We start from the raw sequence: 21,998 nt of genomic DNA, 5'->3' as shown, positions 1-21,998 counted from the left end.
CTTGGACTTTACGGAAAATGGTATCAGCTAATAAATAATTTTCTGCATTATGACAAAACACATACACCAATAGGTTATTAACAGGACAATTCTAATGCCGATCAATAGGATGTGGAATAACATTCTAGACGCTGCTCATATTGTTATAACGAGACCAACATCACAAGCAGAACTCAAGAAGCTTGGCTTTCCGACATCTTCTTCTGATTGGCTTGCATGTCCTTCCGCCTTGCCACATGACCTGAATGTGAAAGGGGGCGAGATAATATTTAATCGGACAGCTCAGGCAGCTGCTGATTGCCGTATAACTCTTCAAAAGATCGAGCCAGAAGATCTCGAGATCAACTCACCTAGTTGGTATGTTGTTTTCGAAACAGAACCACAAATTGCATGTCGACTTGATCTATCCTCACCTGATTGGGGCTTGATTGAACAATCATTAAAGTTTTCTATTTCAAGTGCCTTTGTTTCGTTTACAGAAGCATGGCCTGGGCTCGTTTTTGAAAGTCTGGAAAGGCCCGCTTTTCTTTTACCATGCAGTGAATGGCTGCGACACGAGTCACTTTCTTTATATGATGAAGAATGCAGGCCAATCATTGATTTAGAAATGCTGGCACAATTAAGACATATGCTATTGTTTCAAATTGATTATTGGGCTACTGCAAAACTACTTGACTGTGACGGAATTGTGTGGGAATACAAGATTGACAAAGAAGAACTTATCAGTACGGATCTAGAGTTTACGGCTTGGATTAAAGAAGCAATTTCTTTTCAACTTGATAGAGGTAGAAAAGAAAACTGAATTACCAACGCCACCCGATCCTCACTGGAGCGTCACACACGTACCCGCGGTCGCCCCCGCATTCAAAATAACTGCTCCGTTAAACGACCTCGACTTAAGGTTCTTCGTCTGGATCCCTAGTCGTCGATCCCGGTGTCTTGATTGCCCACACCGAAGCCGTGCGGGTGGGACGACGGCACTTCCAGTACGTGCTTCCAATGTTGGATGAAGGTTTCCCCGTGCTCCGTTTCCAGGCGTTGCTTCTCCTCCTCCACACGCTTCAGCACCTCCGGCCACCAGGTGGAATTGAGATAGGCCACGCGGCGGTCGTGTTCTTCCACAGAGATCCCCTCCTCATCAGGATCCAGCCCTTCCTGCTCAAAATTCATGTCCCGCCAATGATCGCCGGGGTGAGGAACAAACCCTTGTGTGTCATGAGGAAACTGGTGGTTATATGAATCCATGTGAGACTTGTGAAACATCGGAACCTCTCCTGTGCAATTCAGAATGCGAATCGAAGTAAAGTGCCTCACTCTATTGGAATCTTAAGCTCCAAAGTCTTCAATACCGAATGCCGGTTTGATCCGAAGAAATTCCGATGGAGAATTGAACTTCTAGGCGTAATCACGCAGCCAGGCCTCATAAGTAGCGGGACGATTCACCCGTTCCACAAAACGGTATTCCTCGTGCTCCAGAAGGTCTGTCGGATCAACGCCGCCCATGGTAATGAACAATTCCGAGCCGTATCGATCGTGTAAATTCAGTCGAGCCAGCGCTTCAATACAGGCGTCAAACACACGACGCGCGTATTGTGGGAAATTCGAATCATCGACTTCACTCCGAACCTGTTGCAGGAGCAGATTGACCTCGGCCAACTCTCGTACCTCGCTGCAGGGTTCCCAGTCCAGCGGATTAAACCGGAAATCCGCTGCCGCCTCTGCCGGGAGCATTGATGCGGACAGAAGGTACGAGGCAAAACTGCTGATCCCGTCGTCACACATGAGACCGATGCCGATAGCGGGTCCTGAGGTGCCAGCTCATCATACCGTCGGCATGTCGTTCTGACCTCAGTTTCAAATAGGTCCGCCAGTCCCTCAAGCATTTATCCGCTCCAGTGTTGCTTTGCCACGATTTGTTCCTGACACCGTTTGTTATTCTGTATCATTCCGCTGCGAAAGCAAGCTCATCAAGTTTTTATTGATATTAGACAAAACTCCTGCTAGATTGACAGACAGAATCAAATTCTGCCTAACAATCGTTAGCTCGCGCATGACTGACTCCGAAAAACAGTTTGAGCATCCCGAACCATCATGGCGTGTCTACACGGTTGCATTCTTGGTGGCTGTGATCGGCACGTTCGGCATCTGCTCGTTCTGGCTATTACCACAGGCTGCGGCCATCGCAGCCTGCATCGCGGGGATTGCCGCCGTCTTGGGCGTATTCACGATTGAAAACATCGGTGAGGCCATCTTTTTGTCGCTCGTCATCGGCTTACTTGTCACGCTAACGCCCAAGACGTTCTGGTTGGTAATCACCGTGCTGCCCATCGGTATCGGCCTCTGCATCGGAAAGATCTGTGTTGGTGTGTGGAAAGAGCTAAACTGACCGCAATATCTTGCAGAGACAAAAGGTAACAGGAACCGTCTTCGGGGCTCGTATTTAATTTCTTGCAACTTTTTTACTCCATATTCCAAAACAGATTAATAGCTGAATTTGGATCATCACCTGATTTTCGAAAATCTTCTTCCCACTCTACCAGTTCGCCTTCGATGACATCCCAGAACGTTTTTTTTAGATCCGTAAATTTGCCATCTCCTTCGTAATAGTAAAAAACAGAAGGGTTGTCGCTTGTGCCATCAGCAATAAAAAACAGAAACTGTTCCCCATATCGCATTGAAAATACGTAAGCATTTTTTGGTAGTATTAATTTACCTTTTTCAAAAATATCGAGTGTATCCTCAGCTTCATAATTAAGTTTTAGCATATCATCATAATATTGATTGACTTCCCACATGAAACGGCCTGCACCTTTTCCAGCGACCCTTAAAAACTCTAAATATGCATTGGGGAGCGGCAAAGCAGATGCATCACAAATCCGTTTGATCTCCGATTCTGAACATCCTCGGATCTGATGTGGTTTCGCTACTTTTGATGCGATTAACCTCTGTATAAATGATTGAGGGCCTAACATAAACTAAATACCCCAAAAGGTCAGTTTTTTCATTTTTCCACAGCCGCAACAACAGCGCAGCAGGTCCCGCTGCTCCAGCGGAACCTGCTCGGCTGAAAGTCTGCCTCTGGCTGCTCTCCGGTTCGCCGCCGCTTACTTCACCACGAAGTTGATCAACCGGCCCGGAATCACGACCGCTTTCACGATCGTCTTGCCTTCCAGGTATTTGGCGATGGTCTCGTCCTGCTCCGCGGCCTGCTGCATCGCTGCCTGGTCCGCATCGGCGGCAACCGAGATCTTGGATCGCAATTTTCCATTCACCTGCACCGGCACTTCGACCACCGATTCCTGCAGCAACGCTTCGTCATACTGCGGCCAGTCGGCGTAGGCCAGCGACTCGGTATGACCGAGGATGCTCCAGAGTTCCTCGGCGATGTGTGGTGCGAACGGGGAGAGCAACAGCAGGAAATCAGAAAGCACCGAACGCGAACGCGTCTTCTGCTGCCCCATCGCGTTCACGAATTCCATCATGCGGCTGATGGCCGTATTGAACGAGAGCTTCTCGATATCTGCGGTCACCGCCTTGATGGTCTTGTGCAGAATCCGCAACTGTTCTTCCGAGGGATCTGCGTCGGTCACGCTCTCGTTCAACTGCAACTCTTCGGCACGTTCATCGATGATCAATCGCCAGACGCGACCGAGGAAACGACAGACGCCGTCCACGCCGCTCATGCTCCAGGGCTTGGTCGCTTCGAGTGGCCCCATAAACATCTCGTACATCCGCAAGGAGTCGGCACCGTACTCGTCCACCACAAAGTCGGGATTGACCACGTTGCCTCGCGACTTCGACATCTTATGCGCGCGGCTGTTGACGAAGATCTCCGGTTCACCCACGAGCACGAAATCTTCGCCCGCTTTTTCAACCTGTTCCGATTCGAGTTTGATCGGCGTGGCTGGTTCACCTGAGTTCTTAATGGCCCATTTCGTGTCGGACTCATCCGATTCTTCCACGTCTTTCGCGGAGATCCAGGAGCCGTCGGTTTTCTGGAAGCCGGTCAACTCGACGTCGCCGAGAATCATCCCCTGGTTCACGAGCTTCTGGAACGGTTCGGGGCAGGTCACATAACCACGGTCGAACAACACCTGATGCCAGAAACGGGCATAGAGCAGGTGCAACACCGCGTGCTCACCACCGCCGATGTAGAGATCGACGGGCAACCACTGCTTTTCAATCTCGGGATCAATAAACCGCTCCCCGTTTTTCGGATCGGCATACCGCAAATAGTACCAGCAGGATCCCGCCCATTGCGGCATGCTGTTGACTTCCCGCATCAAGCGCGTGCCGTCCGCGTCGGTTTTGTACAACCACTCTTCAGGGGCGACAGACAACGGCGGTTCCGGAGTGCCTGTCGGCTTGAATTCTTTCAACTCGGGAAGTTCGACGGGCAAATTCTCCGCCGCCTCGGCCCGCATCAAACCGGTGATGTTGCCATCCGCATCGAGTTCATGCCAGATCGGGAACGGCTCGCCCCAGAAGTGCTGACGACTGAAGAGCCAGTCCCGCAACCGGTAATTGACGGCCCCTTTGCCCACGCCCTGACTGACGAGATCCGCGGTAATCTGTTTCTTGAATTCGGCCGTCGGAGTGCCGTTAAATTCACGCGAATGAATCGCCGTCCCCAACCCGGAAAAGGGCGTGCGTTTCTCACCATCGATTTCGGCTTCTAAAGCCAGTTCATCCTTTGTCGGTTCATAGTCAGCCGGCGGTTCCACGACAGGTATGATCAACAGATCAAATTTCACCGCGAATTCCCAGTCCCGCAAGTCGTGTGCGGGAACCGCCATGATGGCACCGGTGCCGTAGCTGCTCAAGACATAGTCGGCAATCCAGATCGGGATCGGCGCACCATTAACGGGATTGATCGCAAAGTTGCCGCTAAAGACGCCTGTCTTCTCCTTGGCGAGATCGGTCCGGTCGAGGTCACTCTTAAGGGCCGCCTGTTTCCGATAGGCCTCCACCGCCTCTTCCTGTTCGATTGCGGTCAGACGATCGACAAACGGATGCTCGGGCGCCAACACCATGTAGGTGGCTCCGTACAACGTATCCGGACGGGTTGTATAAACCCGTAAAACATCCTCTTCCTGATCTTCCGGAAAGCCTGCTGAGCGACGCTTCGCTTTCCAGTTGTCAAATTCCTCATAGACGTCTGCTTCCGGGTCTCCCGAGCCGATAAAGAAATCAACCTCGGCCCCTTCACTGCGGCCAATCCAGTTGGTCTGAAGCGACTTGATCGAATCGGACCAGTCGAGACCTTCGAGTCCGTCCACGAGACGATCGCCGTACTTGGTGATCCGCAACATCCACTGCCGCAAGGGGACCCGCTCGACCGGATGGCCGCCCCGTTCGCTCTTGCCGTCGATGATTTCTTCATTCGCCAACACGGTTCCCAACTTCGGGCACCAGTTGACCGGCGCTTCATGCTGGTAAGCGAGTCGCTGACGATCCTGGTAACGACGGACCGCTTCTTCTCCCGCGGCCTGCACTTTCTCAGGAATCGGCAATTCGCTGATGGGACGAGCCCGACCCGTGCGTTCTTTCCCGTCCGGCCCGGTCCACTTGCATTCACTGTCGAACCAGGAATCGAACAACTGCAAAAAGATCCACTGCGTCCAGCGGAAGTAATCGGGATCGGTCGTGGAGAATTCACGACTCCAGTCGTAACTGAAGCCGAGCATCTTCAACTGGCGGCGGAAGGTGTCGATGTTTTTCTGCGTCGTAATCCGTGGCGGGGTGCCGGTTTTGATCGCGTGCTGCTCCGCGGGCAAGCCGAAGGCATCCCAGCCCATGGGGTGCAAGACCTGCTTCCCCTGCATACGGGCATGACGACAGACGATATCGGTGGCGGTGTAACCTTCCGGATGCCCCACGTGCAAGCCATCGCCCGACGGATAGGGAAACATATCGAGAACATACAGCTTGTCTTTCCCTTCAACAAAGTCTCCCGTTTTGAAGGTTTCGTGCTGGTCCCAATAGGCTTGCCATTTGGTTTCAATCCGCTTGGCGTCATAGCGAGGCATGGTATCCGGTCTTCCTGATTCGTTGGGCACACGGGCCCGGTCAAAGATTTAAAATTCAACAGCCTGGAAACGTTTTCCTGGTCGTACAGGGTAACAGACAGACAGGTTGGCTGTCAGTGATATCTACAAGAATAGAGTAAGTTTAGCTATCCTCGGAAACTTTGCAATTCTGCCTGTTTTTGAGATCGAGGGTTTCTTTACAGTCCTCGATTTGTCAAAATGGACGGGCTTAGAATCCGCCCCAGAACAATCCGATTTTTGACACTTAAACTGTGTCCAGTTTTACTGTAGCGTCTCCAGGACCGTTTGGACCGAGTAGATTAATTTGAAAACGCTATGGTTAATGCGACGCGATCTAGAACACGGCTCAGACCGGGAGTAAACATAATGGCAGTTCCTTCAGAGACCCAATTCAACCAGGAAACCAGCAGACGCGAATTTCTGAAATCAGCCTCACTGGCCGGTTTCGGTGCCCTCGCAGCAGGTTCTTTGTTCACAGACACCGTTTTGTCCGCCGGTGTTCAGAAAAAAACGGCACCCGAACATCTCAAACTGAGTCTGGCCGCCTATTCTTTCAACCGGGATCTGCAGAAATACTGGCCCACGCCCCGCAAACGCAAAACTCCCGCCACCATGGATATCATGGATTTCGTTCGCTACTGCGGCGAGCTGAAACTGGATGGCTGCGAGCTGACCAGCTACTACTTCCCCAACCCGGTCAGTGAAGACTATCTGAAAGAGACGAAGGATCTCGTCGGCTCTCTGGGCATGGAAGTCTCCGGCACCGCCATCGGCAACGACTTCTGTCTGCCCAAAGGCGATGCCCGCGACGCACAGCTGGAAATGACCCGCAACTGGATCGACTACGCCGCTATTTTGGGCGCGCCCGTCATCCGGATCTTCGCCGGTCGTGTTCCCAAGGGAGGCAACGAAGCAGAAGCCATCAAGATGTGCCAGATAGGGATTAACGAATCGCTGAAGTATGCGGAACAGAAAGGCGTCAGCCTCGCGTTGGAAAATCATGGCGGCATTACTTCCACCCCGGAACAGATGATGCGTATTATCGATGGCATCAACAAATCGCCTAACTTTGGCGTGAACTTCGACAGCGGTAACTTCCGCACCGAACATCCCTACGCAGACCTGGAAAAGATCGCTCCCCTGGCGATCAATGCCCAGATCAAAGTCGAGATGGGTGCCCGTGGGGAAGAAAAACCGGCCGACATTCCCCGGATCGTGAAAATTCTCAAGGACGCAAACTACAAGAACTTCATCGTCCTGGAGTATGAAGCTGATGAACCACCCAAAGAAGCAATTCCCGGCTACATCAAACAGCTGCGCAAGCTGGTTTGAAGGAACTCGTTCCGCCCATACCCCATCAGGTCGCATGAGACGCCATCATGGATGAAACCGATCCGCAACCCAATGAAAAAAAATCAGGCCGCTCGTTCCTGGGGAATCAACTTCCTCTGGAGCGGGAGACCTGCATCTTTATCCTGGTCAATGCACTGGATGTGTTTATGACCTACCTGCTGCTGGTCACCGGAAGTTTCCGCGAGTCCAATCAGTTGGCCAACTACTTCATCGCCCACTGGGGCATCCGGGGGATGGTCTACTTCAAGTTCTCCCTGGTGGCGGTGGTGACGGTGATTGCCCAGATCGTGGCTCGCAAGAAAATGGAGACCGGTCGCAAGCTGTTGAACTTCGGCTCGCTGATCGTCGCAGGCGTCGTCATCTACAGCTTCGTGCTACTGATGCGTTCGGGCTACTTGTTTAAATAACGAGGCTCTAAGGCAAGCGAACCAGGCCTGCCATCAGGAGCGCTGCCGTCTCAATCCGCAGAATTCCCGCGTTGATCTGAACCGCCTGCGCCCCGGCGTCTTCAGCCGCCTGAACTTCTTCAGCAGAAAAGCCCCCTTCGGGGCCGATCAGAATCACAACACCGGCTGCGGATGTCTCCGATTCAGACAGATTCAGTTCCGTCCACGCGGATCCCTGCGGATCGGCGATCAGCAGTTGCTGCTCTGCCGGGTCGATCTCCTTGACGAAGTCGCTCAACGGCTGTAACGGGGCCAGCTCCATCAGTCGAATCTGGCCCGACTGTTTCGCTGCAGACACAATCGTCTGTTGTAATTTTTTCAATCGGTTCTCACCCGGATCGACGCTGCTCCGTTCCGTAGTCAGGGGGACGAGCCTGGTGACGCCCAGTTCGGCTGCTTTTTCGACCAGCCAGCGAAAGCGATCTCCCTTGGGAACCGCGGTCGCCAAAATCAGGGGAACCTGTGTCTCAGCCTCGATTTCATGACGACGCACGACCTTGATATCGACCGTTTTCCGCCCCGTTTTCTCAATCTGCCCCTCAGCTTCAATTCCGGTGCCGTTAAACAGCAGGACCTCATCCCCCACCTTCATCCGCAACACGTGCAGCAGATGATGGGCCTCACTCCCGTCCAGTTGGAGGAGCGCGTCGTCCAAAGAACCTTCATAAAAAAAACGATGCGTCATGAATGTTTCTCAAGAAATCACTGATTGATGAAGAGACTGTGCGGCTTTAATTTACGCAAGTTGAGGAAAATGAACTCAGCAGCCACGGTTCGGTCATGCCGATAGTAGTCATTGGCCGATTTTAACAATAAGGCAGGATTCCGTAACAGCGGGACCAGAGAATCTGAGCAAATCTGTTCAAACATCATTTTCATCGGGTCAACTTCAATCATGTACTACGACTTCTGGAATTTGTCACAGGCACCCTTTTCTCAACAACAGGATCTGGCGCTGTTCTTCGAAAGTGAACTCCATGAAGAGGCCCTGGCCCGTCTGCTGTTCGTGGCAGAGGAACAGAAAAAATGCAGTCTGTTTAGCGGTCCTTCCGGCACAGGAAAGTCACTCACGTTAAAAGCCTGTCAGCAGATTCTGACCCGCAGTTCCTGTCAGTGTGAATACCTGGACCTGCTGGGACTCGGAGAAGAAGAGTTTCTCTGGCAACTCTGTGCCCAACTGCGTCTCGGCCCTGCCCATGAGACCCCGCTGCCTCAGCTCTGGAGACAGCTCACCGACTGTCTGACCGGCATGCAACTCACCCAGGGTCGACTCCTGCTGCTGCTAGATCACGTTGATCTGAGCCGCCTGGAGGCACTGCACGCCATCGAGCGTCTGTTGCACACCGGCAATCAGCAGTTTCCCAGTCTCTCGCTTGTGCTGACAATGGACGAAGCCAACTCGCCCCAGGCCGAGCGTGCCGCACAGATTTCCGATCTGTCGATCGAACTGACGGCCCTGGATTCGGAAATGACCGAAAATTATATTCAGCATCGCCTGAGCCTCTCCGGTTGTGCCGACGCGGTCTTCACCACAGATGCGATTAAAGAAATTCACCGGTCCACACACGGATTCCCGACCCGAATCAATCAAATCTGTGATCTGGCACTGCTCGCTGGATATGAACAGAATCTGAACGAAATCGACGCCGAAGTGATCCGCAGGGCACAACGTGAAATTAATGGTGCACCTGCACACGTCAACCGCATTTCCGAAGCCATCCAGGGTGTATAGAATAAGGGCAGACAAAACAGCCCCTTATTCTTTGACAGAAACCCTGACGCATCATGCACATCTGCCTGTTTGACATTGATGGTACGCTTATTGACTCCGGCGGCGCCGGTCAGCATTCAATCCTGCACATGCTGGAAGACGAATTTCAGGTAGCCGCCCCCATCGAGGGCATCCCGACGGCCGGCCGCACCGATCACTCGATCATGGTCGATCTGTTTGAATACTTTAAGATCGAAAACACCAGTGCCAACCGCAAGCGTTTCGAAGCAGGTTATCTCAGGTTGCTGGCCTCCAATCTGAAGACCCGCCAGGGACGCGTGCTGCCGGGCATCCGCGAAATTCTGGATACCCTGGCCGAACACGAGCATGTCGACCTGGGTTTATTGACCGGAAATTTTGAGCAGGGCGCGCATCAGAAACTGACGCATTACGATCTGCACCACTTTTTCGAATTTGGTGCTTACGGCGATCATCACGCTGACCGTAACGACGTCGCCCATGAAGCGGTCCGACAGATTCAGCTGCGTCATGCTCCCGAGCTCCTGACGAAGGCGACCATCTGGGTCATCGGCGATACCCCGAGCGACATCACCTGTGCCCGGGCCATCGGTGCCCAGGTCATTGCGGTCGCTACCGGCGTCTATCCCCTCGAAGAACTGGAAAAGTGCAAACCCGACTACCTGTTCGCACACTTCGAAGAGATCCAGCCGGTCCTCTCGCTGTTCGCACCACCTTCAGTAACGTTCTAGAACAGCGTTTTCTGTTCGCGGATCGGTTCGATGCATTCGGGGGAATCGTTGGCCACCCGATTCACGAAGGAACTGACCGGGTAAGCCTGCATCTCGTCTGCAGGATAGGTCTGCATTAGAGTTTCCAGCTGCGGAATCGGTGTCGTGTCGGCACTCAGCCATTTGCGGTACTGTTCCGGTCTCAGGATCACCGGCATCCGCGGATGGATGCCTTCCAGCAATGAATTGGCAGCGGTCGTCAACACACTGCAGGTCTCCAGTTCGCTGCCGTCCGGACTGCTCCACTGTTCCCACAATCCAGCCATCGCAAACAGGGGTTCCTCACTGAGACGCACACACATCGCCTGCTTCGAACGATTGCCGGCACTCTTCCACTCATAAAACCCATTCGCAGGAATCAGGCAGCGACGGTAGCGGAATGCGTTTTTAAACGAAGGTTTTGAAGCTGCGGTTTCCGAACGGGCGTTGATCATCGCCTGTCCCGGCTGTGGATCTTTGGACCAGGCAGGAATAAAACCCCATTGAAAATGCCGGACCTCGAGCGCCGCACCAGCATTCGTTATCGCCAGCACGGGTTGGGAAGGGGCGATGTTATAGCGCGGGGAAACCTGTGGAAATGACACCATCTGAAACAGCCGCTTGATTTCTTCGTCAGGCGAAAACAGGAAAAAACGGGCACACATGCTGGATACGCTCTTCACTCTTTTGAAACAGGAAAGGCGGGACAATGGTTGACACCAGAGCCTGTTATCTTAAATGATGAGGACCACAAGTGCTATTCAGAACCCGGGCACAGCAGAAACTCACACACGCGGAAGGATCAAACAGCATGAGCCAGTTACGCACTATCGGCAAGACAGACATCCAGATCACCCCCATCGCCATGGGCTGCTGGCCCATCTCCGGGGTTACCAGCGTGGATGTCACCGAAGAGGCCAGTCTGGCCACGCTCCAGGCCGCGTTTGATGCAGGCATCAACTTCTTTGACACCGCTTACTGCTACGGATACGACGGCGAAAGTGAAAAACTGATCGCCAAAGCCCTGGGTGACAAACGCGACGAGATTGTCATCGCTTCCAAAGGAGGCATTCACTGGAAAGACCGGAAACAGGTCCGCGACGCCTCCCCCGCCCGCATCATACAGGAATGCGATGAGAGCCTGCAGCGGTTGAACACCGACCGCATCGATCTGCACTATCTGCACGGCCCCGATCCGGAAATCCCGGTCGGTGAATCTGCAGTCGCGTTCAACGAGTTGCGGGAAGCGGGCAAGATTCGCTCCGTTGGCGTTTCCAACTTCACGCTGGAACAGCTACAGGAGTTTCATGCGGTCTGCCCGATCTCCGCCTATCAGCCCCGCTATAACATGCTGCAGCGGGACATCGAACTGGATCGTCTCCCCTGGTGCAGAGACAACGAGGTATCGGTGATGGCGTACTGGCCTTTGATGAAAGGTCTGCTGGCCGGCAAGCTCGCGCGGGATCATCAGTTCGATCCGCAGGACGGCAGACAGAAATATCCCATGTTTCATGGAGCAGAATGGGAAAAGAATCAGGATTTCCTGGATGAACTCCGCACGCTTTCCACGGAATGGGAACACTCGATTGCAGAGATCGTCATCCGCTGGACAATCCAGCAGCCCGGCATCACATGTGCCTTATGTGGTGCCAAACGTCCGGAGCAGATTCAGGAAAATGCGGAGGTAATGAATTTTGAACTCTCTGAATCACAACTGGAAACCCTTGATCGCCTGATTGCAGAGCGCGGGCCGATCCAATCCTGAGCGGGAGTCCCGTCAGGAGACACTAAGGGAGTGTCAATCCTTCGCGAATGGAATAGCGGGCCAGCTCAACGCGGTCGTGAATGCCCAGCTTGTGCATGATCCGATACTTGTGACTGTCGATCGATTTTTCCGAAAGGTGCATCGACCGGGCCACTTCTTTCACGCTCTTACCGCGTGCCAGATGCCGCAGCACTTCGATCTGACGTGAAGTCAACGAAGTCAGCATGCTTTGTGACTGGATCGAGTAGCGGTTCTTTTTATGATCGTAAACGAGCCTTTCCTGGACCGATTGAGAGAAACAGTATTCCCCACGGGAGGCCTTCTTGATCGCATGGATCAATGATTCAATCGGCTCCCCTTTGAGCAGGTAGCCGACGGCATCCACTCGTAATGCCAGCTCAATGAAGATGTCTGACAGATAACCTGTCAGAAAAATCATTTTGGTATTCTTGAGTCGGGAGCTGATTTCCTCAGCAATGTCAAACGAGCCACGCCCCGGCAGTTCGACATCCAGAATGACGACATCCGGTTCTGTCTCCAGAATCAGCGACAACCCTTCATCCGCATTGGTCGCCGTTCCGACGACTTCGATCTGGGTATCTCTGTGAAAGCGTGATACCAGTGAATCAACCAGCATCATGTGGTCGTCCACCAGGACAATTCGAATCAAATCAGTTGAAGTTAACATGCTGGCCCCCGAGAAAAGAAATGATTAGATATCAATAAACTGAACGGTTCAATCTAATTTCTGACTTGTATCTGGATGTGTAACTCCTTCCAGAAAATCTCTACATTGTTTGGATAGTTCCAGTACATCGTTAGCCGCAGTGTCAACCAAAGGTTCCAGATCCTGCAGAACGACTGACAGTTCCGGTTCCAGCTGGCTGGAGGGTAATCCCGCCAGGTGCTCGTGTTGACACTGTAAAATGGTCAGGAAGTTATTTAAGCGATGACAAGCCGTTCGAACATGCTGAGCAAAATCGACCTGCTCTTGATTGATAGAATGAGACATTAGATTTGAACACTTTGAAAAGTGGGTATCCAGATATTTATATCAGCACCAAAGTAAACTGTACTGCACTTGTTTCTGTTTTTGAATACTGAAAAAATCAAGTTCAGTGAACGAGAGGTGAAAACTGAACTTTTTCAGTTGGAAGTGGGCCTGTTGAATAGGTGAAAACCACTACGACGAATGCCTGCAAACATATCGTAAACGATTTATGTTTAATGGCTCAATAACAATATTTTTGTTTTTGGAAATACCAGAGATTCGGTTGTGCGAATTCCGACGATTATCGCCTTTCATACCTGAAAACAGGCGTTTTCTTCCTCTTATTAAGAAATGACTCTTCGCGGTCACGTTTCTGCCTGATGCGTAAGGGGTTCTTTGATTTTCCTGCGACGCGAATCTGTGCAGTCAGGTATCTCCCTCCCCGTACGGTCGCTCAATAAGGAGGGATTACACTGCATTTGTCCGGGGGGTGTTTGCGAGATATTCGTTACAGCCGGCAAACCCGGAAATGTTGCCTGCGGGTCGAGTTTTTTCTCACGAATCCGATGTTGATATTTTAGCACATCTGATTTTCCGTGATCTATGTTCTAAATGCATAGTCACATGACAGTCTCAGTCCCCCGTTTGACCGATGTGGAAGCGACATGGTCAATCACTCAGGGGCACTGATTATAAGAAAATAATATTTCGTACCAAATCGCAACGGAATCGGGCCCTCTGTGATCGATTCTGAAGAAGCAGGAATTTGAGAATGACATCATCTCCAACCCTCAGTAAATCTGAACTCACTGCCGAATTTGTGAACCCGATCATCAGCTCTACGATTTCCGTTTTTGAAATGATGCTGGGTTGCACCCCCAAACGGACTGGTCTGAGTTTAAAACAGGACGTGATCCCGCAACACGAATTGAGTGCAGTCATCGGTATCTCCGGAAAGGCAGCGGGCACGCTGGTATTGAGCCTGTCCGAAAGCGTTGGTAAAGGCGTACTGGACCGCATGCTGGGAATTACGGCTGAAGAAATCAACGACGAAGTCTGTGATGCTGTATGTGAACTCGCCAACATGATTGCCGGTTCTGCCAAGGCACAACTGGAACATCTGGAAGCTTCCATCAGTATTCCAAACATCATCACTGGGAAAGGTCATACCGTACATTACCCTTCCAATGTGTCGCCGATCTGTATCTCCTTTGAATCAGAAATCGGAGCGTTCTCTATCGAAGCAGGTTTCTCTGATCGATAGATCCACCACTGATTAAACTCTGTTTTAACTCGCCAAACAACTTTAAATATAAGAGGCCAGTCCGATGAAAGTTTTACTCGTAGACGACTCAGGAACAATGAGAACTATCCAGAAGCGCTGTCTGTCGAAACTGGGTATTGAAGACGTTACTGAAGCAGAAGATGGGGTTCAGGCCCTGGAATACTTTGTGAGCAACCAGTTCGATATCGTACTCAGCGACTGGAACATGCCCAACATGGATGGCTTACAGTTGCTGAAAGAAATCCGTCAGCGGAACAAAGACATTCCCGTCATCATGATTACCACCGAAGCTGAACGGGCACGTGTTGTGACTGCAATCCAGGCTGGTGTTTCAGATTACCTGGTAAAGCCGTTTACTCCCGACAGCCTCAAAAGCAAGCTGGAACGTTGGGTCACCTCGAATGCCTGAGGCTCGTTGAGCAGTCAGGTTGCCAGACTATGAAATAATCGGTTCACTGAATATTGCCCAGCAGGCAGGGCAATCTCTGTTTTATAAGAATGGCTGCAGCCAGACTGAGTTAAATTTCCCTGAAGGTCATCAAACATGATTTCTCCTGAAAAAATCTGGTCGTCGGATCAATTACCTACTCTACCCGCCGTCGCAGTCAAGTTGCTGGACCTGTCTAAGGATCCGGACACTGATATCAAGGATGTCATTGAGACCATCAAGGCAGACCCTGCGATCACAGCCAAAATCCTCAAGGCCAGTAACTCGTCCTTCTTCGGGCTGCGATCCGAGTGTAAGGGTATCGAACGGGCCGTCCCCCTGCTGGGAACCATGGTGGTTACGTCGCTGGCGCTGAGCTTCTCGCTCTCCGAAGCAGCAATCACACAGGGTCCACTGAAATCACGCTACGACTCGTACTGGAAACAATCGATTATCCAGTCCGCTGCCGCCGAGTTATTAGCCACCCGACTGGGCAACGATCTCAAATACGACAGCTTTCTCATCGGACTCCTGCAGGATATCGGGCACCTGGCCATGCTCCGCTCGATCCCCAATGACCTGTTACCTGTGCTCGAACAGGCAGAAACACAGCAGCGTAATACGTCTGAAGTTGAAACTGAAGTCCTGGGAATCAACCATACTGAAGTCGGCGTGAAAATGATGGAACGCTGGCAGATGTCCGAACAGTTCCAGATCGCCATCGAACATCATCATGACACATTCGAACAATTAAAGGCCCTCCAGTCCGATCCTGACTTTAACCTGATCATCATCATCGCTGCATCAGCCGCCATTGGTGATTACTTCTGCTCCCCCAACAGCGGTCTCGCATTACAGCGACTGCAGCAGTTGATGGCAGAGTTCTACAACATGCCCATCGATGATCTGCACGGGTTCCTGGAAGAGGTCAAGTTCCGCTTTGAAGAGGCTGCCCAGATCTTCCAGGTCAATATGGATGACATCGAATCACCTTATGAAATCATGGCCAAAGCCAACGAACAACTGGTGCAGTTGACTATGAAAGCCCAGGTCGATTCCACACAGGCTTTCGCCCGCCAGGCTGCCATCGAAGAGCAGAAGGTGAAACTGGAATCCGAAAACAAACAGCTGCAGAGCAAAGCAATTCACGACCCGCTGACCAAAACCTACAATCGCAGCTACTTCAACGAATACTTCGAAAAAGAACTGCATCGCTGTGCCCGCTCTGCCCAGCCGATCGGAATCATTTTCTCCGACATCGACCGCTTCAAAAGTCTGAACGACACCTACGGCCACCAGTTCGGTGATCTGGTCCTGCAGCGTGTTGCCAAAGTCGCCAGTGAGTCCACACGACGCTCTGATGTCTTCTGCCGCTATGGCGGTGAGGAATTCGTCATCATGGTCAATAATCCCTCTGAAAACGGGATTCATGAACTCGCGGAACGTCTGCGGAAGCTGATCGAAAACGAAGTGATTGAGTTCGAAGGCAAACGCGTACCCGTTACCGCCAGTTTGGGTGCCGTGGTTGGTATCCCTCCTCGCGACATGACCGGCTTCGGAGAACGCCTGATCGCAGAAGCGGATGAGGCCATGTATAATTCGAAAGAGAATGGCCGCAACCAGGTTCACGTACGCTCGATCATCAGCCAGGAAGACAATGAACTGCAGAAACTGGTCAAACGCAGCCGCTTCAGTCGCTGGCTGGTTACCAAGAAAATCTTTGATATCCCGACCATTTCCAAAGCACTCTTGAAGTGCCCCCAACAGGAAACACAGACGAAAATCGGTGAACTGGCAGTCAATGAAAAACTGCTGACCAGTAACCAGGTCACAGAGATACTCGAGGCACAGCAGAAAAATGGACAGCGATTCGGGGAAATCGCCATTCAGAGGCAGCTGCTCACCCGCGAGCAGGTGGCTTATCTACTCGCGATACAGATCGAACCGCCGATCGTTCTGGGGAAAACGCTGATCTCGCTGGAAATGCTGCAAAGTGCAGAGACAGCGGAACTGGTAAAGCTGTACCTGTCGGAATTTAAAGCCAGTGCGGCTCCGATGGAAGAACGCCGCAGTGAATTCGCAAATTCATAAATTCAAATTGTGAAATCCTGCCGACGTGGAAGTTGTACACAGGGTCGCTTCCTGCCATAATCCCGAGTTGACCACACGCCAGTTAGCAAGCAGAGCACTTGTTATCACCGTTCTACATGAAAACGGATTTTCGCGCTTTAACCCATTTTTTCATAATCCCCAAGTAACGGAGGGCGATTGAGATGAACTTAATCGCTGATACATACGCGCAACTGGAAGCAACCTCTTTTGTGGCCACGACTGAACAACCGCACGAGGAACATCATGGCCATGCCGAACCTCCCGCCTTTTATAGTGTAATTCCGTTCGCCGCCCTGTTGCTCTGTATTGCCTTTCTACCACTGATCCATAAAACGGAAGAGTGGTGGGAACACAACAAAAACCGGTTTCTGGTCGCGGTCAGCCTGGGTCTGGTGACCCTGCTCTATTATACATTCCTGTATGGACACGGCGTCGTCGATCACGGCACGCACGAGATGTCAGCTCCGGGGATTCCTGCTGCCATCGTCGTCCTCAAGAACGCGATTCTCGGGGAATACATACCCTTCATCGCCCTCTTGTTTTCCCTGTATGTCATCAGTGGGGGCATCGCCTTCAACGGTCATCTGGTCGGACGACCGATTCTGAATACAGGCATCCTCGCCATCGGTGGTGCGATCGCCAGCTTCATCGGCACGACCGGCGCCGCCATGCTCCTGATCCGCCCTCTGCTGAAAGCGAATGCCAAACGCGACTATGTGGCACACACGGTCATATTTTTCATTTTTGTGGTCTGCAACACCGGCGGCTGTCTGCTCCCGATTGGAGACCCGCCCCTGTTCCTGGGCTTTTTAAGAGGCGTTCCCTTCACCTGGACGCTGTCGCTCTGGCCGGAGTGGCTCGCCATGAATGGGATGCTGCTGGCCGTCTATTTTGCCTTCGACACCATCCGCTATCGCAAAGAAAACAAAGCCCGGGTGGAAGCCGTTCCGGAAGATCCTGAACCCTTCGCACTTAAAGGAGGCATTAACTTCCTCTGGCTGCTGCTGGTCATCTTCTGCGTCGCACTGCTGGATCCCTCCAAAACAGTTCCCGGCACCAACTGGAGTGCACCTCACTTTTTCCGTGAAGGCTGCATGTTTGCCCTGGCAGGCATTTCCCTGCTCACAACTTCAAAAAGTATTCGCGAGCAGAACTCCTTCAATTACGAGGCCATCGTCGAAGTCGCTGCCCTCTTCGTCGGTATTTTTATCTGCATGCAGGCTCCCGTACAGATCCTGAATGTCTATGGTGCCTCGCTGGGCATTGATTCCCCTGCGAAGTTCTACTGGGCCACAGGCACGCTCTCCAGCTTCCTGGACAACGCTCCGACCTATGTCGTCTTCTTTGAAACGGCCAAATCTGCGGGCGGCAGTCCTCCCATGGTGGCCGGCGTCAGTGAAATCGAACTGGTTGCCATCAGTTTGGGAGCCGTCTTCATGGGAGCCATGACCTATATCGGCAATGGTCCCAACTTCATGGTCAAAGCGATCGCTGAAAAGAACAACATTCGCATGCCCAGCTTCTTTGGCTATATGTTTTACAGTTGTCTGTTTCTGTTACCACTTTCAATTCTGCTGACGATTTTCTTCCTGTAAGCAGAAGGTAACCAGAACCACAACCAGCGCAAAATAAAACAGGCAGTCCAGGTTTTTACACCCGGGCTGCCTGTTGTTTTATTACATCTGGAATCAGGTTCCGATGTCAGCGTCGCTTACTTTTTCTTAGCAGCGGTCACCTTCTTCAGGACATACTTCCGGGCCTCAGGCTGATTGATCTCATAGATCTTATCTTCGAGGGCTTTCGCAGCTGCTTCACTCTCCTGGATCACACGATCCTGGTCGGCCAGGCGTTTATCGAGCTCTGCCAGCTTTGCCACCGATTTTTCATCCTTCTGATCGCCCTGAGCGTCCAGTTCCCGCTTCATCCGTGCATACACCTGGAACACCCGCCAGGTGTTGCGTTTGTTTTTCACGGGGCCCTCATTGCGTTCCTTGTTCAACAACGCGACCTGCATCGCCTGCTGGTACTGAGGCGTCTTGGGATTTCCCTGCAGTTCAACATGTCGGGCCAGGGTCGTGTTGGAGTATTGTCCCACCACTTCTCCATCGATAGACAGTTCATACCGGCCGGGGGGCAGGTCATGGATCGACAGCGATTCCTGACTCATGCGATGCCCCAGTTTCGTCAACTCTGCACCCAGCTTCGCTTCAGCGGGCACTACCCAGGGCAGGCTGTCGGCCTGCCAGGTAAAGGAGACGCCGTCGTCTGAAAATGTCAGATCAGACAATTTACCGCCTCGCGCTGTCGAAGTGGCCTCACCGTTGGTTTTTTTACTGACGGTGATTCGCGAAACCTGTCGTTGCACGTTCATGTCAGACAACAGGGCAAACGCCATCACGACCTGTCCCGGAGCATCGGGATGCACGGCGTCCCTGATGATCGTGAACTGAGGATTTTTCTGACGTTCCGCAATCGTGATGTTATTCAACGGTCCGTACATGTCCACAAACCCGAAGCCTGATTCGGCAGCAACTTCACGCAGCCAGGTTCCATAGTACGCCAGAACCGAGTTATACAGCTCTACCGAAGCCGGATCTCGCGGGCGTTTTCCCATGCGGGCCGCCCGGGCATCGAACATGGTTGGCGTCATCAGGATCGGAGTCGCACCAATGCCTTCAATCTTGCTGATCAGCTCTTTCATGTCATCGTAGTAGGTCTTGAAAATCTCATCGTTGAAGGGCTGATAGCGGCCGTCGTTCATTCCCAGCAGCACTGTCACATACTTGGGATGATAGGCGGCGACGTCCCGGTCAAAACGAGCCAGGGCATCCCAGGCCCTGGCGCCACCCACGCCTGCATTATGAAACTTCAGACGCATTTTCGGATAACGGGTGTAAAAGAAATCTTCTACATACTGGGTGTAGAGACACTGGTGCGTAATACTGTCTCCCAGGAAGACAATGGAATCGCCGGTCTGCAATTCCATCTTGGACAGCGGCGCCTGATGCGTCTGCTGTTCCGCTTCCTGAGCGGATAAAAGCGTAGTTGCCTGGAGCAACAGACAGACTGCTGCCAGACGGATCAGTTGATAGCTGATCTTAGGATATTTCATGATGTTTCCCCTGCGTAAAGGTTCTCTGGAGCGTCAACGCGTCGGCTTTGTTGACGAAAAGATTTGTTCATTCCATCTAATGTCCCCTGAGTGACATTGATTTGCAAGTATCATCCCAGACGTCCCTCAGTTTTTCCTGGATCAGAAAACAGGCGGGTATTCAGGTGTGCTTACTCGCGGACTTTCATGCCCGGAGGATAAGCCAGGGGACTGGGATCGGCGGGCTGTAATTTCAATCGCTCTGCAGTCTGTCGATCGAGGAAGACCGCAGCCGCCTGGTCGGCAAAGACAAGCATCCAGCCCGGATTAGCGGCCATTCCCATGATTTCATTCCGGGAATAGCGGCTGTCGAGAATCACCGCGGGTAACTGGCCATTCTCATCCTGCAATAAATAGGCCCAGTCGGTACTCCCCTGCATCATCTGCTGTTTGATCTGCTCGTACCATTCAAACGTCTGCTTACTGTTGACCTCCAGACGTCCGTCAAAGAACACTCGCTTCTCGGGCCCGTTGTGATAAATGTAGACCGCCGCCTGCCCCATATTGGAAATGTACGCACGGTCCGGCATTCCCGGTTGTCCTGCAAACTTCGACGCGCCATGCGCATACCAGGCTTCCGCCTCTCCCAATCCCAGTCGTTTCCCTTCACCGCCCCACGCATGCCAGTACCCGGTAAACAGGCTGACAAACAGGAATAGAAATATCCCCGCAGAAATAAGGGATCCGCGAGATAACTGACGCGTTCCCTCAGCAGAGTCAGACGCCGGCTTCCCGAACAGAGCAATCCCGAAACGGGACCAGTCCGAAAGATTATCACAGACTACAATCCCCGAGATCAGCGCAAAGATGCTGGTATTCCGCGAGGCTTTAAAAGCCAGGTGTGTAAACGCAGCAAACAGCATTAACCGAAACACGTTGATCCGTCTGTTAATCAGCAGCGGAATAAAACTGACCAGCGTCAACACTCCCAGCAACACCTGTGATGCCAGAAATAAATTCTTCAGTCCATGCTGCCTGATAAAATCCAGGGGCGGCTGGAATTCACCGATGCGTACCGAATAGAAAGCCTGATCTACCGAAAACTTTTCATACAGCGTCAGGGGAAACAGCACTCCCTGCTCGAAATAGGGATTCAAAAAGCAGGCAATTCCCGTCAGCACGGCAATGCGAATCAACATCACTCCAGTCAGCTCCGTCGCAGCCGACTCCAGCCCAAAGCGCCCCCGCGCCCAGCCGCGCACCAGATGATCAATCACCCACAACACACTGACGACCAGCCCCAGCACGAACAGTGCATGACTGTTGACCCAGAGCAGCGCCAGTAACGGAATCAGCCACAACAGCTGGGGACGCGCCGCGGCCCTGTTCAAAACCAGCATCCAGGCAGCCAGATAGACCAGCGAAAGCATTTCCGGACGCACGACCGAACGACCGGAAAGACAGATCACCGGCAGAATCCACAACAATGCTTTCCCCCAGGGGGGCAGGAACCGCCCACCGGCAAACCAGGCCAGCCCGACCGTTAACGCCAGGCAGAAGGCTTTGCTCAGGATCAGTAAATTGACACCGCCCCAGTGATACAACCAGGTCACCAGCAACTGGAAGCCCCAGTGCATATCGATCCAGGGCCGATCAGAGTCCACGAACGTAAACCAGTCGAAATAAGGAACGGTCCCCCGCTCCAGTATGAGCTCTCCGGTTCTCAGGTGCCACCAGATATCCATGTTCCGCATCGGAAAGCAGGAAACCAGAAACGACCAGATCAGCAGCAGAGAGAGAAACAGCCAGGTATTGCGTGAAATTTCCGGCAACGGTTCCACTAACGCCTGACTGCTGGCAGGAACACTCGAGACAGCAGCCCGCTTCTCAGCCTGAGCAGTTTCCCGTTTCGATGTGTTTTTTCGCGCTCGCTTCGCCTTACGAGACATGACAACCTTACCCCGGATCAGATAACAACA

Annotated in this window: 21 protein-coding genes; 11 read left to right on the top strand and 10 right to left on the bottom strand. The window is 52.3% G+C overall.

Going from position 1 to position 21,998, the window contains the following annotated elements:
* Positions 1-94: 94 nt before the first annotated feature.
* A complete protein-coding gene (locus tag RID21_RS13730) occupies positions 95-802 on the top strand; it encodes a hypothetical protein (RefSeq protein WP_350189718.1) in 708 nt (235 codons plus the stop codon).
* A gap of 116 nt (positions 803-918) precedes the next feature.
* On the opposite strand, the gene RID21_RS13725 is transcribed toward RID21_RS13730, so the two are convergent.
* Together RID21_RS13725 and RID21_RS13720 are read right to left on the bottom strand one after the other, a co-directional pair.
* The gene (locus RID21_RS13725) at positions 919-1,263 is read right to left on the bottom strand and encodes a hypothetical protein (protein WP_350189716.1); all 345 of its coding nucleotides are present in this window, start codon (positions 1,261-1,263) and stop codon (positions 919-921) included.
* A gap of 132 nt (positions 1,264-1,395) precedes the next feature.
* Positions 1,396-1,782: a DUF4303 domain-containing protein gene (locus RID21_RS13720; RefSeq protein WP_350189714.1), complete on the bottom strand. Its 387-nt coding sequence runs from the start codon at positions 1,780-1,782 to the stop codon at positions 1,396-1,398.
* A 268-nt stretch (positions 1,783-2,050) separates the two neighbouring features.
* On the opposite strand from RID21_RS13720, the gene RID21_RS13715 reads away from it, so the two are divergent.
* Positions 2,051-2,386 carry a hypothetical protein gene (locus RID21_RS13715; protein ID WP_350189712.1) on the top strand — a complete coding sequence of 112 codons (336 nt, stop codon included), beginning with the start codon at positions 2,051-2,053 and terminating at the stop codon, positions 2,384-2,386.
* Between the two features lie 73 nt (positions 2,387-2,459).
* On the opposite strand, the gene RID21_RS13710 is transcribed toward RID21_RS13715, so the two are convergent.
* Together RID21_RS13710 and leuS are read right to left on the bottom strand one after the other, a co-directional pair.
* A complete protein-coding gene (locus RID21_RS13710) occupies positions 2,460-2,972 on the bottom strand; it encodes an SMI1/KNR4 family protein (RefSeq protein WP_350189710.1) in 513 nt (170 codons plus the stop codon).
* 132 nt (positions 2,973-3,104) lie between these two features.
* Positions 3,105-6,029: a leucine--tRNA ligase gene (gene leuS / locus RID21_RS13705; protein ID WP_350189708.1), complete on the bottom strand. Its 2,925-nt coding sequence runs from the start codon at positions 6,027-6,029 to the stop codon at positions 3,105-3,107.
* A gap of 387 nt (positions 6,030-6,416) precedes the next feature.
* On the opposite strand from leuS, the gene RID21_RS13700 reads away from it, so the two are divergent.
* Positions 6,417-7,382 (top strand): sugar phosphate isomerase/epimerase family protein, encoded by a 966-nt coding sequence (locus tag RID21_RS13700; RefSeq protein WP_350189706.1) that lies wholly within the window; start codon positions 6,417-6,419, stop codon positions 7,380-7,382.
* Positions 7,383-7,429: 47 nt separating this feature from the next.
* Positions 7,430-7,810 carry a DUF5658 family protein gene (locus RID21_RS13695; RefSeq protein WP_145438474.1) on the top strand — a complete coding sequence of 127 codons (381 nt, stop codon included), beginning with the start codon at positions 7,430-7,432 and terminating at the stop codon, positions 7,808-7,810.
* Positions 7,811-7,817: 7 nt separating this feature from the next.
* Here the strand turns inward: RID21_RS13695 and RID21_RS13690 are convergent, their stop codons facing one another.
* Positions 7,818-8,534: a 16S rRNA (uracil(1498)-N(3))-methyltransferase gene (locus RID21_RS13690; protein ID WP_350189704.1), complete on the bottom strand. Its 717-nt coding sequence runs from the start codon at positions 8,532-8,534 to the stop codon at positions 7,818-7,820.
* Positions 8,535-8,744: 210 nt separating this feature from the next.
* Between RID21_RS13690 and RID21_RS13685 the strand changes: the two genes are divergently transcribed.
* Complete coding sequence (locus RID21_RS13685; RefSeq protein ID WP_350189702.1) at positions 8,745-9,581, top strand: ExeA family protein; 837 nt, start codon at positions 8,745-8,747, stop codon at positions 9,579-9,581.
* 53 nt (positions 9,582-9,634) lie between these two features.
* Positions 9,635-10,330, top strand: coding sequence for an HAD family hydrolase (locus tag RID21_RS13680; RefSeq protein WP_350189700.1), 696 nt, complete (start codon positions 9,635-9,637; stop codon positions 10,328-10,330).
* Here RID21_RS13680 and RID21_RS13675 read toward each other — a convergent pair.
* Positions 10,327-11,013: an SOS response-associated peptidase gene (locus RID21_RS13675; protein WP_350189698.1), complete on the bottom strand. Its 687-nt coding sequence runs from the start codon at positions 11,011-11,013 to the stop codon at positions 10,327-10,329. The genes RID21_RS13680 and RID21_RS13675 overlap by 4 nt on opposite strands.
* 146 nt (positions 11,014-11,159) lie before the next feature.
* Here RID21_RS13675 and RID21_RS13670 point away from each other — a divergent pair, with 146 nt between their 5' ends.
* On the top strand, positions 11,160-12,113 hold the full coding sequence (locus RID21_RS13670; protein WP_350189696.1) for an aldo/keto reductase: 954 nt from the start codon (positions 11,160-11,162) through the stop codon (positions 12,111-12,113).
* 22 nt (positions 12,114-12,135) lie between these two features.
* Here the strand turns inward: RID21_RS13670 and RID21_RS13665 are convergent, their stop codons facing one another.
* Positions 12,136-12,801, bottom strand: coding sequence for a response regulator transcription factor (locus RID21_RS13665; protein ID WP_350189694.1), 666 nt, complete (start codon positions 12,799-12,801; stop codon positions 12,136-12,138).
* A gap of 48 nt (positions 12,802-12,849) precedes the next feature.
* A complete protein-coding gene (locus RID21_RS13660; protein ID WP_350189692.1) occupies positions 12,850-13,125 on the bottom strand; it encodes a hypothetical protein in 276 nt (91 codons plus the stop codon).
* A gap of 751 nt (positions 13,126-13,876) precedes the next feature.
* On the opposite strand from RID21_RS13660, the gene RID21_RS13655 reads away from it, so the two are divergent.
* The 4 genes from RID21_RS13655 to RID21_RS13640 all read left to right on the top strand — a co-directional run bounded on the left by RID21_RS13655 (position 13,877) and on the right by RID21_RS13640 (position 18,523).
* Entirely contained in the window at positions 13,877-14,368 is a 492-nt protein-coding gene (locus RID21_RS13655; protein WP_145180328.1) for a chemotaxis protein CheX, read from the top strand.
* Positions 14,369-14,432: 64 nt separating this feature from the next.
* The gene (locus RID21_RS13650; RefSeq protein ID WP_145036033.1) at positions 14,433-14,798 is read left to right on the top strand and encodes a response regulator; all 366 of its coding nucleotides are present in this window, start codon (positions 14,433-14,435) and stop codon (positions 14,796-14,798) included.
* Positions 14,799-14,933: 135 nt separating this feature from the next.
* A complete protein-coding gene (locus RID21_RS13645; protein WP_350189690.1) occupies positions 14,934-16,907 on the top strand; it encodes a sensor domain-containing diguanylate cyclase in 1,974 nt (657 codons plus the stop codon).
* A 182-nt stretch (positions 16,908-17,089) separates the two neighbouring features.
* A complete protein-coding gene (locus RID21_RS13640; RefSeq protein WP_350189688.1) occupies positions 17,090-18,523 on the top strand; it encodes a sodium:proton antiporter in 1,434 nt (477 codons plus the stop codon).
* Between the two features lie 116 nt (positions 18,524-18,639).
* Here RID21_RS13640 and RID21_RS13635 read toward each other — a convergent pair whose 3' ends face one another.
* Entirely contained in the window at positions 18,640-20,040 is a 1,401-nt protein-coding gene (locus RID21_RS13635; RefSeq protein WP_350189686.1) for an SGNH/GDSL hydrolase family protein, read from the bottom strand.
* A gap of 170 nt (positions 20,041-20,210) precedes the next feature.
* Positions 20,211-21,968 carry a hypothetical protein gene (locus tag RID21_RS13630; protein ID WP_350189684.1) on the bottom strand — a complete coding sequence of 586 codons (1,758 nt, stop codon included), beginning with the start codon at positions 21,966-21,968 and terminating at the stop codon, positions 20,211-20,213.
* Positions 21,969-21,998: the final 30 nt, after the last annotated feature.

This window comes from Gimesia sp. (assembly GCF_040219335.1).
In the GTDB taxonomy this organism is placed as follows: Bacteria; Planctomycetota; Planctomycetia; order Planctomycetales; family Planctomycetaceae; genus Gimesia.
The sequence above is the reverse complement of the archived record's forward strand: the minus strand, read 5'-3'. Positions and strand labels throughout refer to the sequence as shown.